The organism is Microbacterium sp. EST19A (genome assembly GCF_019969685.1).
Taxonomy (GTDB): Bacteria; Actinomycetota; Actinomycetes; order Actinomycetales; family Microbacteriaceae; genus Microbacterium.
In genome coordinates, this window is sequence record NZ_JAHXYZ010000004.1 from 117,382 (window position 1) to 130,796 (window position 13,415).

Annotated in this window: 13 protein-coding genes and 1 tRNA gene; 11 read left to right on the top strand and 3 right to left on the bottom strand. The window is 68.7% G+C overall.

What is annotated here, in order from left to right; genetic code table 11:
• Positions 1-89 precede the first annotated feature (89 nt).
• The 4 genes from LC452_RS19530 to LC452_RS19545 all read left to right on the top strand — a co-directional run bounded on the left by LC452_RS19530 (position 90) and on the right by LC452_RS19545 (position 4,656).
• Positions 90-1,844, top strand: coding sequence for a Na+/H+ antiporter (locus tag LC452_RS19530; RefSeq protein ID WP_223628371.1), 1,755 nt, complete (start codon positions 90-92; stop codon positions 1,842-1,844).
• A gap of 102 nt (positions 1,845-1,946) precedes the next feature.
• Complete coding sequence (locus LC452_RS19535) at positions 1,947-2,858, top strand: MetQ/NlpA family ABC transporter substrate-binding protein (RefSeq protein WP_223628373.1); 912 nt, start codon at positions 1,947-1,949, stop codon at positions 2,856-2,858.
• Between the two features lie 95 nt (positions 2,859-2,953).
• Positions 2,954-3,997: a methionine ABC transporter ATP-binding protein gene (locus LC452_RS19540; protein ID WP_223628374.1), complete on the top strand. Its 1,044-nt coding sequence runs from the start codon at positions 2,954-2,956 to the stop codon at positions 3,995-3,997.
• Positions 3,997-4,656, top strand: a complete 660-nt coding sequence (locus tag LC452_RS19545; protein ID WP_223628376.1) for a methionine ABC transporter permease — start codon at positions 3,997-3,999, stop codon at positions 4,654-4,656. The genes LC452_RS19540 and LC452_RS19545 overlap by 1 nt, the downstream gene beginning before the upstream one ends.
• On the opposite strand, the gene LC452_RS19550 is transcribed toward LC452_RS19545, so the two are convergent.
• Genes LC452_RS19550 through LC452_RS19560 form a run of 3 tightly spaced genes read right to left on the bottom strand, consistent with a single transcriptional unit; the run spans position 4,643 to position 6,603 of the window.
• The gene (locus LC452_RS19550; protein WP_223628378.1) at positions 4,643-5,566 is read right to left on the bottom strand and encodes a pseudouridine synthase; all 924 of its coding nucleotides are present in this window, start codon (positions 5,564-5,566) and stop codon (positions 4,643-4,645) included. The genes LC452_RS19545 and LC452_RS19550 overlap by 14 nt on opposite strands.
• A 37-nt stretch (positions 5,567-5,603) precedes the next feature.
• Entirely contained in the window at positions 5,604-6,098 is a 495-nt protein-coding gene (locus LC452_RS19555) for a MarR family winged helix-turn-helix transcriptional regulator (RefSeq protein ID WP_223628379.1), read from the bottom strand.
• 7 nt (positions 6,099-6,105) lie between these two features.
• Positions 6,106-6,603 (bottom strand): GNAT family N-acetyltransferase, encoded by a 498-nt coding sequence (locus LC452_RS19560; protein WP_223628380.1) that lies wholly within the window; start codon positions 6,601-6,603, stop codon positions 6,106-6,108.
• Between the two features lie 110 nt (positions 6,604-6,713).
• Between LC452_RS19560 and LC452_RS19565 the strand changes: the two genes are divergently transcribed.
• The 7 genes from LC452_RS19565 (at position 6,714) to LC452_RS19595 (ending at position 13,371) form a co-directional block, all read left to right on the top strand.
• Positions 6,714-6,785: transfer RNA gene (locus LC452_RS19565), tRNA-Gln, on the top strand.
• A gap of 1 nt (position 6,786) precedes the next feature.
• Complete coding sequence (glmU, locus tag LC452_RS19570; protein ID WP_223628383.1) at positions 6,787-8,214, top strand: bifunctional UDP-N-acetylglucosamine diphosphorylase/glucosamine-1-phosphate N-acetyltransferase GlmU; 1,428 nt, start codon at positions 6,787-6,789, stop codon at positions 8,212-8,214.
• A gap of 15 nt (positions 8,215-8,229) precedes the next feature.
• Positions 8,230-9,264: a ribose-phosphate diphosphokinase gene (locus LC452_RS19575; protein ID WP_223628385.1), complete on the top strand. Its 1,035-nt coding sequence runs from the start codon at positions 8,230-8,232 to the stop codon at positions 9,262-9,264.
• Between the two features lie 92 nt (positions 9,265-9,356).
• Entirely contained in the window at positions 9,357-9,827 is a 471-nt protein-coding gene (locus LC452_RS19580; protein ID WP_223628387.1) for an FMN-binding protein, read from the top strand.
• Between the two features lie 17 nt (positions 9,828-9,844).
• On the top strand, positions 9,845-10,732 hold the full coding sequence (locus LC452_RS19585; RefSeq protein WP_223628389.1) for an FAD:protein FMN transferase: 888 nt from the start codon (positions 9,845-9,847) through the stop codon (positions 10,730-10,732).
• A gap of 15 nt (positions 10,733-10,747) precedes the next feature.
• Positions 10,748-12,322 (top strand): FAD-dependent oxidoreductase, encoded by a 1,575-nt coding sequence (locus tag LC452_RS19590; protein WP_223628390.1) that lies wholly within the window; start codon positions 10,748-10,750, stop codon positions 12,320-12,322.
• Positions 12,323-12,537: 215 nt separating this feature from the next.
• Positions 12,538-13,371: an endonuclease domain-containing protein gene (locus LC452_RS19595; protein ID WP_223628392.1), complete on the top strand. Its 834-nt coding sequence runs from the start codon at positions 12,538-12,540 to the stop codon at positions 13,369-13,371.
• The last annotated feature ends 44 nt before the right edge of the window (positions 13,372-13,415 follow it).

A 13,415-nucleotide genomic window follows, 5' to 3' on the forward strand; every position in this document is an offset into this window, starting at 1 on the left:
GCCCCAGCTTCGCGGACGAAGATCGAGAGAACCTGACCGCGGGGAGCCGATCAGGAATATCCTTCTCCCACAGGCGTTGGGAGGTAGAGATGGAAGGCCTCGAAGTAACCGTCCTGCTCGGACTCACGATTCTTGTCGGAACCCTGATCGCACCGCGTGTGCGCCTTGCCCTGCCCCTCGTCCTCGTCATCTTCGGGCTGCTGCTCGGTTTCGTGCCGCAGCTGCGCGAGGTGCAGCTGCCGCCGGAGACCGTGCTGCTGCTGTTCCTGCCCGTGATCCTGTTCTGGGAGAGCCTGACCACGTCGCTGCGTTCGATCCGCCGCGACTTCCGCTACATCCTGCCGATGAGCACGGTGCTGGTCGTGGCATCCGCATTCGCCGTCGCCGGCATCGCGGTGCTGTTCGGCATGCCGTGGGAGATCGCGCTGATCCTCGGCGCGGCCGTGGCCCCGCCGGATGCCACCGCCGTCGCGGCCCTCGGTCGGCTGCTGCCCCGTCGCTCCTTCATGAAGCTGAAGGCGGAGAGCCTGACGAACGACGGCACGGCCCTCGTGCTGTACGCGATCGCGGTGTCGGTCGCGCTCGGCGGCCAGATCACCCCGCTCTCGGTCACCTGGGACGTGCTGGTGTCGTACGTCGGCGGCGTCGCGGCCGGAGTCGCCGTCGCGGCCCTCGGCTACCTGCTGCTGAGCCGCACCACGTCGACCATCGTCATCAACGTCGCGCTGCTGCTGATCCCGTTCTCGGCGTTCCTCGCCGCGGAGATCGTGCACGCCTCCGGGGTGCTCGCCGTCGTCGTCGCGGGTCTCGTCGTCGCGTACATCTCGCCGCGGGTGACGACCGCGTCGTCGCGGCGCCAGGCGGACGCCGCGTGGCCGTTCGGCGTCTTCCTCCTCAACGGCGCCCTGTTCGTGCTCATCGGCATCGAGGTGCAGTACGTCGCGCACGAGATCTCGGCAGCGGCGATCGGACGGCTGGTGCTCATCACGCTCTCCGTGTGGGCGACGCTGCTGGTCGTGCGCTACCTGTTCCAGCTGCTGAACGTGCCCTTCCAGGGGCGCCCGGCATCACCGCTGCCGCGGGGCGCGAGATCCCGCGCCCGGGCGGTGTCGACCGTCGCCGGCATGCGCGGTGCCGTGTCACTCGCGATCGCTCTCTCGGTGCCTGCATCGATCAATGCGGGCGGTGCCGTGTCGGGGCGGGACGAGATCGTCTTCGTCACGGCGGGCGTGATCATGCTCAGCCTCCTCGTACAAGCGCCGCTGCTGCCGATGATCGTGCGCTGGGCGCGGTTCCCGGTCGACCATGCCGAGGACGAGGAGTACGAGCTCGCCGAACGCGCGATCTCGGGAGCGGCGCTCGCCGCCCTCGACGATCTCGCGGCCGAGCACGGCGTGGGCCAGGAGGTCCGCGACCGGGTGCGCGCCGAGGGCTACCAGATGCTGGAGTTCGAGAACGCCCGCTCCCTGGCACGTGAACAGGCCCTCATCGACGCTGAGGCGGATGCTCTCGACGATCTTCTCGACGAGCCGGATCCCCTCGGCATCGGCGGGGTCGACACGACTCCTCCCGTCATGCCGAGCTCGGGCGGGGGAGCGGATGCCGTCGACGGCTCGGTCCTGCAGATCATCGCGACCTCGGCCGATGTCGACCTCGCGCAGCGCTCGCCGTTGATCCGGCACGAGGAGCACACGCGGCTCAAGCTCGCTCTCATCGACCGCAAGCGCGAGGTGCTCCTCGGGCTCCGCGGAGCAGGCACCGTCGACGACATCGTCGTGCGCCGGATCTCCGCCCGGCTCGACCTCGAACAGGTTCGACTGCAGGGCATCGAAGAGTTCGACTGACCCGCATCCACCCCCGCTGTGACGTCGTGTGACGGACGATTCCGCGCGCGCTCGCGAGCCTGCCTAACGTATTCGAGTCCCCCAGAGAGAGAAAGCACTTCCATGTCACGTCGCACCACCTCCGTCATCGCCGCGCTCGCCGCGATCCCGCTCTTCGTCGCCCTCGCCGGATGCGCCACCGCGTCGGCAGGATCCGACTCCGACGGCGGTGGATCCACCGAGAACGAGGTCGTCAAGATCGGCATCGTCGGCAAGGGCGACGCGCAGTGGGAGCCCTTCGTCGAGGCCGCCGCCGAAGAGGGCATCACCGTCGAACTCGTGGACTTCGGCTCCTACGAGCAGCCCAACCCGGCGCTCACCGAGGGCGAGGTCGACCTCAACCAGTTCCAGCACATCGTGTACCTCGCGGAGTACAACGTGAACTCCGGTGAAGACCTCACGCCCATCGGTTCCACGGCGATCTACCCGCTCGGCCTGTACTCCACGAAGTACGACGACGTGAAGGACATCCAGAAGGGCGAGACCGTCGCGGTTCCGGATGACGCGTCGAACCAGGCCCGTTCGCTGAACGTGCTGCAGCAGGCCGGTCTCGTCGAGCTGAAGAGCGGTGGCACCCCGTACTCCGACCTCGCCGACATCGACACCGAGAAGTCCAAGGTGCAGGTCAAGGCTCTCGAAGCGGCCCTCACCCCGACCTCGCTCCCGGACGTCGCCGCGGCGATCATCAACAACGACTTCGTGAAGGATGCCGGCCTTACGTTCGAGGATGCGCTCGCCACGGACGACGTGGAAGACCCCAGTGCACTGCCGTACGTCAACGTCTTCGCCGCACGTGCCGAGGATGCCGACAACAAGACCTACCTCAAGCTCGTCGAGATCTTCCAGACCGACGAAGCCGTGCAGGCGGGTCTCGCGGAGTCGTCCGGCGGCACCGCGCTGTCGCTGCAGACCCCGGCCAAGGACCTCGTGGAGTCGCTGAAGAAGGTCCAGAAGGACGCCGAAGAGAACAAGTGATCTCGGACGGGAGCGATCCCGTCCGATGCGAGAATCGGGTGACGCCGTGTGCGTCGCCCGATTCTCATTTCCCGAGAACCAGACCGGAGAAGCACATGCCGATCGTGAGCCTGACGAACGTGTCGAAGGCCTACCCCTCACGGAACCCCGGAGACGGTGAGATCGTCGCTGTCGACGACGTGACCCTCGAGATCGAGAAGGGCGACGTCTTCGGCATCATCGGATACTCCGGGGCCGGCAAGTCGACGCTCGTCCGCCTGATCAATGCCCTGGAGCCGGCGACCGCCGGCAGCATCCTCGTCGACGGCGTCGACATCACCTCGCTCAAGGAGAGCGAGCTCCGCCGGATCCGCGGCGGGATCGGCATGATCTTCCAGCAGTTCAACCTCTTCTCCTCGCGCAGCGTCAAGGCGAACATCGCCTATCCGCTCACGCTCGCCGGTTGGAAGAAGGCCGACATCGAGGCCAGGGTCACCGAGCTGCTCTCGTTCGTGGGGCTCTCCGACAAGGCGAAGGCCTATCCCGAGCAGCTCTCCGGCGGCCAGAAGCAGCGCGTCGGCATCGCCCGCGCCCTTGCGACGGGTCCGGCGATCCTCCTCGCCGATGAGGCGACCAGCGCGCTCGACCCGCAGACCACGCACGAGGTACTCGACCTGCTCAAGCGGGTCAATCAGGAGCAGGGCGTGACGATCGTCGTCATCACGCACGAGATGGACGTAATCCAGACGATCGCGACGAAGGTCGCGGTGATGGAGCGCGGCCGGGTCATCGAGCAGGGCGACGTGTTCGACGTGTTCTCGGCCCCGCAGAATCCGGCGTCGCAGCGCTTCGTCGGCACGGTCGTCAAGGGCATCCCGTCGCCGGCGGAGCTGGCCGTGCTGCGCGAGCGTCATCAGGGCCGCATCGTCACGTTCTCGTTCCGCGACGGCGACTCCTCCCAGGCGCAGGTCTTCCTCGACCTCGCGAGCGCGGGCCTCGACTTCGAGCTCGTGTTCGGCGGTATCAACGACATACGCGGGCGCGCCTTCGGGCACCTCACGCTCGCCATCCGCGGGGAGAGCGCGGCGATCGATCGGGCGCTGGCGGCGATCGGAGACCGTGTCGAAGTCACCGAGATCGCCGGAGAGGAGACCCGCTGATGGATCGTCTGATCGAACTCGGACCGGAGTTCTGGCAAGCAGCCCTCGAGACCCTCTACATGACCTCGTTCGCGCTGGTTCTCGGCGGCGTGCTGGGGCTCGTCATCGGCATCATCCTGTACGTGACGCGACCGGGCGGCCTCGTGCAGAATGCTTTCGTCTCGACGATCGCGAACCTCGCGGTCAACTTCTTCCGTCCGATCCCGTTCGTGATCTTCATGGCCGTGGCGCAGCCGTTCGCCCGTGCGGTGGTCGGCGTCGGCATCGGCACGACGGCCGGTGCGTTCATCATCGGTCTCGCCGCGGCCTTCGCGATCGGTCGCATCGTCGAGCAGCACCTGGTGTCCGTCTCGCCGGGCGTCATCGAGGCCGCGCGGTCGATGGGTGCCGGCCCCTGGCGCATCCTGTTCACCGTCGCCATCCCGGAGTCGCTCGGGCCGCTCATCCTGGGGTACACGTTCATCGTCGTGGCCCTGATCGACATGACCGCGATGGCCGGTCTCATCGGCGGCGGCGGACTCGGCGCCTTCGCGCAGATCTACGGCTTCCGGCAGTTCGAGCCGGTGGTGATGTGGGCCGCGATCGTGCTGATCGTCGTGTTCGTGCACTTCGTGCAGCTCCTCGGCACGAGGCTCGCGCGCAAGATCATGCGCCGCTGACGGGCGCCTCGGCGAGCACCCGCCGCGTGGTGAACACGCGGTCCTCGCCGCTCAGCGGATCGACGAACCGCAGTTCGCGGGCGAGCAGCTGCAGGGGGCGGGAGTAGTCGTCCGGCCCGTCGTCGAGCAGCGTCGGATAGAAGCGGTCGTTGAGGATGCCCAGGCCGATTGCGGCGAGATGCACGCGCAGCTGATGCATCTTGCCGCTGTGCGGTCGCAGCAGGGTGTGTACGACCCGGTCGTCGGCGTCGATCACCTCGATGCGGGTCTCGGCGTTCGGTTCGCGCTCGTCGTCGACCTCGACGCGCACCTGAGCGCGGAGCTTCTCGATGTGGTTGCGATACACCAGCGGGAAGCGGGAGTCGTCCCACTGCTCGGGTCGCGCCGACACCGCCTCGTAGACCTTCTGCACCTGCCGGTTCTCGAACAGGAGCTGGTAGGCGCCGCGCGTCGCCGGGCGCACCGAGAACATCAGCAGCCCCGCCGTCGCACGATCGAGACGATGGATCGGCGCGAGGTCGGGGTTGCCCAGGCGGTTGCGCAGCCGCACCAGCGCGGAGTTCTGCAGGAACTTGCCGCCCGGCGTCGTCGGCAGGAAGTGCGGCTTGTCGACGACGACGAGGTGATCGTCCTCGTGGAGGATCTCCTCCGTGAAGGGGATCGCCTGCTCGGCCGGCGGCTCGCGGTAGTACCAGACGAACTCCACGGTGCCGAGAGGAGCGTCACGTGCCACGGCCGACCCGTCGCTCGTCACGATCTCGCCCCGATCGAATCGCTGCAGCAGCTGGTCCGGATCGAGGTGGAAGAACCGCTCCACCATGTACGCCGCCACGGTCGGCCACGGACCGGTCAGCGGCACATGCAGGCGCGTCGCGCCGACACCGTCGCGCATGGGCAGGGGAGAGGGCATGCCCATCAGACGCGCCCGGCCGCGAGAAGATGCGCGATCATGAATCGAAGCTGAGACTCAGCTTGCGCAGGAGCCCGGCCAGGCGCTCGCGGTCGCCGCGGGAGAGCGCCCGGAGCAGCTCGGCCTCGACGTCGACGAGGCGGGTGATCGCGGCATCCACGCGCGTGCGGCCGTCTTCCGTCAATGTGACGAGCACGCTCCTGCCGTCGCCCGGATCCGCCTCACGACGTACCAGTCGGCGCGCCACGAGCCGGTCGATGCGGTTCGTCATGGTGCCGCTCGACACCAGCGTCTGCTGGAGGAGCTGCTTGGGGGAGAGCTGGAACGGCGAGCCCGCGCGGCGCAGTGCGGAGAGCACGTCCCACTCCCAGGGCTCGAGGTCGCTGCGGCGGAACACGTCCCGACGGGCGCGATCGAGATGCCGCGAGAGGCGGTCCATCCGGGACAGCACCTCGAGGGGGGAGAAGTCGAGGTCGGGGCGCTGCGTGTTCCACGCGCCGACGATCCGGTCGACCTCATCCTCTTCGCTCATCCGCTCATTATCCCGTGCGAACGTCCCCTGCGACGGACGCTGCGGGCAGCGCGAGCGTCATGAACGTGCTGAGCGGGTCCGGGCGATAGCTGCCGAAGGGTCCGCACTCGACGAACCCCGCGCGTGCGTAGAGTGCGCGGGCCGGGATGAAGAAGTCCATGCTCCCGGTCTCGAGCGAGACCCGGCGGATGCCGCGAGCGGCAGCATCCGCCAGCAGGAAGTCGAGCATGGCCCGGCCGAGCCCCTGGCCGCGCATCGCCGGATCCGTTCGCATCGACTTGAGCTCCTCATGCTCGTCCTCGACGGCGGCCAGGGCTCCGGTGGCGACCGGGCGGCCGTCGGCGCAGCCGGCGAAGAGGCGCACACCGGGCGCGAGAAGACGGTCGAAGGGCAGCGCATGCCGGCTCTCGGCCGGCGCGGTGTCCGCCATGTCCGCGTGGTGTGCGTCGAGGAAGGCGGCGAGGGCCGGGGTCGCCTCCTCGACCCGTTCGATCACGATGCTCATCTCCTCAGCATCCCAAAGGCGTGTTTCCGTCGGATGACGCGGCGCACGTCAGCGGATCCCCTGCGCGGACGTGGCAGACTTGACGGGCGGCGTCCTCGCGGACGGCGCGGTCCGCCGTGGTGTAATGGCAGCACGACAGCCTTTGGAGCTGTTAGGTCTAGGTTCGAGTCCTGGCGGCGGAGCATGACAGGTAACCTCGCGATCATCATCCTCGCCGCAGGGCAGGGCACGCGCATGAAGTCGCGCCTTCCCAAGGTGCTCCACCCGATCGGCGGTCGTCCGCTGGTCGGGCACGTGCTGACCACCGCCACGCGGCTGGCGGCGCAGCACATCGAGGTCGTCGTGCGCCACGAGCGCGACCAGGTCGTCGCGGCGCTCACCGCCGACTACCCCGACGCCGTGTTCATCGATCAGGATGACGTCCCCGGTACCGGCCGCGCGGTGCAGGTGGCCGTGGAGGCCCTGCCCGCCGACTTCGACGGTGACGTGCTCGTCCTCTCGGGCGACTGCCCGCTCGCCGATGTCGACACCCTCTCGGCCTTCCTCGGCGAGCACCGTGCGTCCGGCGCACCCGCGACCCTGATGACGGCCGTGGTGGATGATCCGCGCGGCTACGGGCGCGTCATCCGCGACGCGGACGGCGGCGTCGACCGCATCGTCGAGCAGAAGGACGCGACCGACGACGAGGCCGCGGTCCGCGAGATCAACGCCGGCATGTACGTCTTCCGTGCCGCGACCCTCCGCACGTACCTGCCGCAGGTCGGCGTGGAGAACGCGCAGGGCGAGATGTACCTCACCGATGTCCCCGGTCTGCTGCGCCGCGACGGCGACCGCGTCGCGGCATCCATCGTCTCCGACGTCACGGTCACGTACGGCGTGAACGATCGCGCCCAGCTCGCCCTGGTCGGTCGTCTGCTGAACCAGCGCATCGTGCGCCGCTGGCAGCTCGAGGGCGTCACGGTGATCGATCCGGCCACCACCTGGATCGACGACGACGCGACGCTCGCGCCGGATGTCACGATCCTCCCGAACACCCAGATCCTTCGCGCGACCTCGATCTCCGCAGGCGCCACCATCGGCCCCGACACGACGCTCGTCGACTGCGAGGTCGGCGAGGATGCGACCGTCCGTCGCACCGATGCCACGCTCGCCGTGATCGGTGCCGAAGCCACCGTCGGACCGTTCTCGTTCCTTCGTCCCGGCACCGTCCTCGGCGCCAAGGGCAAGATCGGCGCCTACGTCGAGACGAAGAACGCCGAGATCGGCGAGGGCAGCAAGGTGCCGCACCTCTCCTACGTCGGCGATGCGACGATCGGCCGCGGCGTGAACCTCGGTGCGAGCACCATCACGGCCAACTACGACGATGTGAACAAGCACCGCACCGAGATCGGCGATGAGGTGCACACCGGATCGCACACCGTGCTCGTCGCGCCCGTTAGGCTGGGAGCAGGTGCGAAGACCGGTGCAGGCGCCGTCGTCCGCAAGGATGTCCCCGCCGGCGCCCTGGCCATGACCGTGGCCCCTCAGCGCAACATCGAGGGGTGGGTCGAGAAGAACAGAGCAGGCACGGGTGCGGCGGATGCTGCATCCCGCGAGAATTCGGCGGAATAGGCGGAATAGGCGGACATGGCGCGTAAGAAGAAGATCGTCGATCTGGATCGCGACAACGGCATTGCGCCCGGCCTCGTCGCCAAGACCAAGAAGCGCCTGGTCATCGCGGGAGGGCGTTCGCATCCGGCCCTGACCGCGGCGGTCGCCGAGGCTCTCGGCACCGAGATCGCGCCGACCGAGCACCGCACCTTCGCCTCGGGCGAGATCTACGCCCGCTTCGAGGTGTCGATCCGCGGCTGCGACCTCTTCCTCTTCCAGACGTTCGGCGAGCCGGTGAACGAGTGGCTCATGGAGACGCTCATCATGATCGACGCCGCAAAGCGCGCGTCGGCCAAGCGCATCACCGTCGTCGCCCCGTACTATCCGTATTCGCGTCAGGACAAGAAGGGCCGCGGTCGCGAGCCGATCAGCGCCCGTCTCGTCGCCGACCTGCTCAAGACCGCCGGTGCGGACCGCGTGATGAGCGTCGACCTGCACGCCGCGCAGATCCAGGGCTTCTTCGACGGGCCCGTCGACCACCTGTTCGCGAAGCCCGTGCTCCTCGAGCACTTCCAGCGCACCCTCAGCCCCGAGGACCGCGAGATCCTCACGGTGGTATCGCCCGACATGGGCCGCGTCCGCGTCGCCGACACGTGGTCCGACAGCCTCGGCGCGCCTCTGGCCATCATCCACAAGCGCCGCGACCCGAAGGTCGCGAACCAGGTCTCCGTGCACGAGATCGTCGGAACCGTCGACGGCCGCACCTGCCTGCTGGTCGACGACATGATCGACACCGGCGGCACGATCGTCAAGGCCGCGCAGGCCCTGAAGGCGGCGGGCGCCCACCGCGTCATCGTCGCAGCCACGCACGCGATCTTCAGCGACCCGGCCAACGAGCGTCTGCAGGACGCATCGATCGACGAGGTCGTCGTCACCGACACGATCCCGCTCACGGAGTCGCGCCGCTGGGACCGCCTCACGATCCTTCCGATCGCGCCGCTGCTGGCCCGTGCCGTGCACGAGGTCTTCGAAGACGGCTCCGTCACGAGCATGTTCGGCGGCGACGCGTAACACATCGGATCGGCACAGCCCGCGCATAGCAGGGTTCCCTACGGTCGATTCAGCGGCATACAGTCGCGAGACACCGAGCCGGGAGGACCATCATGATCCGCACGACCGTACCGACCTCTGTCCACAAGGGAGCCGCCCTCATCGGCGTCGCAGGACTCCTCGTCCTCGCCGGCTGCTCCGGCACCCCCGACACGGAAGAGCCGACGAACGGTGCGAGCACCGACAGCGGCTCGAACTCCGAATCCAGCGGCGGCGACTCCGCGGCCGCCTACACCGACGGCACCTACACCGCTGACGGCCAGTACCAGACGCCCGAGACCGTCGAGAAGATCTCCGTCACGCTGACGCTGGCCGACGGCGTCGTGACCGACGTCGAGGTCACGGGCGACCCGCAGGCGCCCGAGACCGAGAACTACCAGGGGCAGTTCATCGACGGCATCGCCGACGAGGTCGAAGGCAAGTCGATCGACGATCTGAATGTCAGCCGCGTCGCGGGATCGTCGCTCACCAGCGCCGGGTTCAACGACGCCGTCGAGTCGATCAAGGAGCAGGCCGCCGCCTAGGCGCCGGGGACCGCGTCATGGCGAGCTGGCGATTCGATGCGATCGGCACCCGCTGGGAGATCGAGACGTCGGCCGAGCTGAGTGTGGGCGACCGAGCCGCCGTCGCCGCCGAGATCGAGCGCTTCGATCGCGAATGGTCGCGATTCCGTGCGGACTCGGACGTGACCCGACTCGGTCGCGAGGGCGGCACCCTCGCCTCGCCGGATGCCGGGGTGATGCTCGACGCCTACCGCGATCTGTCAGCCGCGACCGACGGGGCGGTGAACCCGCTGGTCGCCGACAGCCTCGCCGCCCTCGGCTACGACGCGGAGTATTCGCTCGTCGCCGGGGAGCCGCTGGCTGCGCCGGCGGTGTGGGACGAGCGCGTGTCGTGGACGGACGATGCCGTCACGGCATCCGCTCCGTCCCTGCTCGACGTTGGCGCGCTCGGCAAGGGGCGGCTCGTGGACTTGATCATGGCCGTGCTCGCCGATACTCCGGGTGACCTCGTGGTCGATGCCGGGGGAGACCTGCGCGTGCGCGGTGCCGCGGTCAGGGTGGGGCTCGAGCACCCGTACGACCCGACGAAGGCGATCGGCGTCGTGAGCGTGCAGGATAGCGCGCTGTGCGCCTCGGCCGTCAACCGTCGAGCGTGGGGGAACGGACTGCATCACGTGCTCGATGCCCGCACGGGTGTGCCGGTACGCACCTGGGCCGCGACCTGGGCGCTCGCGCCGGAGGCCATGAGAGCGGATGCCGTCGCCACCGCGCTCTTCTTCGACGGCGGACCGGCGCTCGCGGAGAGCTGGGGCGTCGAATGGGTGCGGATGACGACCGACGGCCGCGTGCAGCGGTCACCGGGGTGTCCTGCCGAGCTCTTCGTCGTGGAGAGCGGGCGCGGAGCGCGCCCTGCCGCAGAGAACTAGGGAAGAGTGGAACTCGTGATCACGTCTCTCGCCGCCGCACGACAGCGCGTCCTCGCTGTTCTCGGCTCGCTGTCGATGTACCGCCTGGTGCTTTTCGCGCTCGCCGCGCTCGCGGTCATCGCGTTCGTGCTGTCGCTGCTCGGCGTGATCGTCTCGCCGGCCCCCCTCGAACTGGTCGCCTCGTTCCTCGTGCTCGCGGTCGTCATCTCCCTCGTCGATGCGGCGGCGCAGCGCATCCTCCGCCTGCCGTGGCGCATCGAGTCGTCACTCGTCACCGCGCTGATCCTGCTCTTCGTCCTCCGCCCCGGGCTGGAGCTGTCGTCGCTGCTCGGACTCGCGATCGCGGGTGCGCTGGCCAGTCTGTCGAAGTACCTGATCGCCTGGCGGGGCCGCCACATCCTCAACCCCGCCGCGTTCGGTGCCGCAGTGGTCTCGATCCTCGGGGCGTTCGGCGCGTTCGAATGGCTCGGCACGTCGTCGTCGTGGTGGATCGGCACGCCGCCGATGGCGATCCCGGTCGCGGTCCTCGGACTCGCGGTCCTCTGGCGCACGGAGAAGGTGCGTGTGGTGCTGGTGTTCCTGGTCGTCGCGGTCGCCGTGTCGATCGCGCGTCAGGCCGTGCAGGCGCAGGAGTTCGACCTCTCGTTCGACTTCCTCACCGCTCTGCAGTTCGCTGTGCTGCAGTCGCCGTTCCTGTTCCTCGGCGCGTTCATGGTCTCGGAGCCCTTGACTCTCCCGCCGCGCCGCCGGCAGCAGTTCGCCGTGGCCGCGGTCGTCGGTCTGCTCGCCGGCTGGCCGATCTCGGTCGCCGGGCTCTTCACTCTCGGTCAGGAGCGCGCACTGCTGATCGGGAACCTGCTGGCCTTCGCCTTCGCCCTGCGCGGGTCGGTGCGCCTCGTGCTCGAGCGGCGGGAGTTCGTCACGCCGACGGCTCAGGAGCTGACCTTCCGCGCCAAGGGCAAGGTGAAGTTCCTGCCCGGCCAGTACCTCGAGCTCGACGTGCCGCACCACCGGCCGGATGCCCGCGGCACGCGGCGGGAGTTCAGCATCGTGTCGGCGCCGGCCGACCTGCCGACGCTGCGCATCGCCTACAAGAACGGCGACCAGAAGCATCCGTCGAGCTACAAGCGCGCGCTCGCCGAGGCCGAGCCCGGAACGACGCTCGCCGTGACGGGCACCTGGGGCGACTTCATCCTGCCCCGCGGCGAAGCGCCCATCCTGATGGTGGCTGCCGGCATCGGCGTCACACCTTTCGTGTCGCAGCTGCGTCAGCTGCAGGCCACGGGGCAGCAGCGCGACGTGGTGCTCGTCTACGTGGCATCCGACGCTCGCGAACTCGCGTTCCGCGACGAGCTCGCCGCGACCGGAGTGCGCACCGTCGTCTTCACCAAGGATGAGCCCGCCGACCTGCCCGCGCACTGGACGTGGGCGCGCGGGGCCCGGCTCGACGCCGAGACGCTCGAACGGGCCGTCGGCGACATCGCGGGGCGGCACGCCTTCATCTCGGGTCCTCCGCGGCTGATCGCCGATCTCGCGCCGGCGCTCCAGAAGGCGCGCACCCTCACGACCGACGCGTTCGCCGGGTACTGAGGGCGTTCGCTGCTTGCCGCGGGCCGCGGCGCGGCCGGGACGGATGTCGGGAGATCGTGCGGATGTCGGCCGGAATCGGTCGTATCGCCCTGCATTCGTGAAAACTCCCGACATTCGTGCGGCGACTGCTCCTGCACAACGTCCACTTCGTCGGATCATCATCCACAACAAGCCGTAGCCGTCCGTGAGCGTGCGATGCGCGGCAGGATCGACGGATGGTTTCCGCAGCGCATATCGTCAGTCATCACGGAGGAGTGGCACGAGGGACCTTGCTCCAGCAATACGGGTTCACTCGGAAGCGGCTGGCTGGCGACGTTCGCCGTGGAGTGCTCGTTCGCGTCCGGCCTGGCGTGTTCGCGACGTCTTCAGCATATCCGGATGTTGTCGTCGCAGCGGGGCACGGTGGTGCGCTGACCTGCGCCCGAGCTCTGAGCCTCCACGGCATCTGGACGCTGAAGCCCTCCGCGGGAGTACACGTATTGCTCGGCGGCAAGGCCCGTTGCCATCATCAGGACTGCGATTGCGTAGGACACTACTTCGCCGGGCGCGCAAGCGTCGGACTCGCGCCCCTCGAGGACGCGCTCGTGCACGTCTATCGCTGCACCGGGGACGAGGTGTTCTTCGCCGCGCTCGAGTCGGCGCTCGCGCAGCGCAAGGTCAATCGAGCGGCATGCGGACGTATCCGTCGCAGGCTGCCGCAGCACGCCCATTGGCTCGTCGATCTCGCCCGTTCGGATGCCGCCAGCGGGCTCGAATCGATTCTGCGATTGAGACTGCATCTTTGCGGCATCCGTCTGGAATGCCAGGTCGACATTCCCTCGGTGGGGAGGGTGGACTTCGTGATCGGAGATCGCCTGATTCTCGAGGCCGACGGCAAGGACAACCATCACGGCGAGAACCAGCGACACCGGGACCGGGTGCGCGATGCGGCCGCCTCCGCTCTCGGCTACGAAACCCTGAGGTTCGACTACGCGCAGATCATCCACGCGTGGCCGTCGGTGGAGGCGGCCGTCGTCTCCGCGATCGTGCGGCTCCGGGAGCGGGCCTGACCGGCTCAGCTGCCGCCCGAACGGCACAGATGTCGGGAGATCTC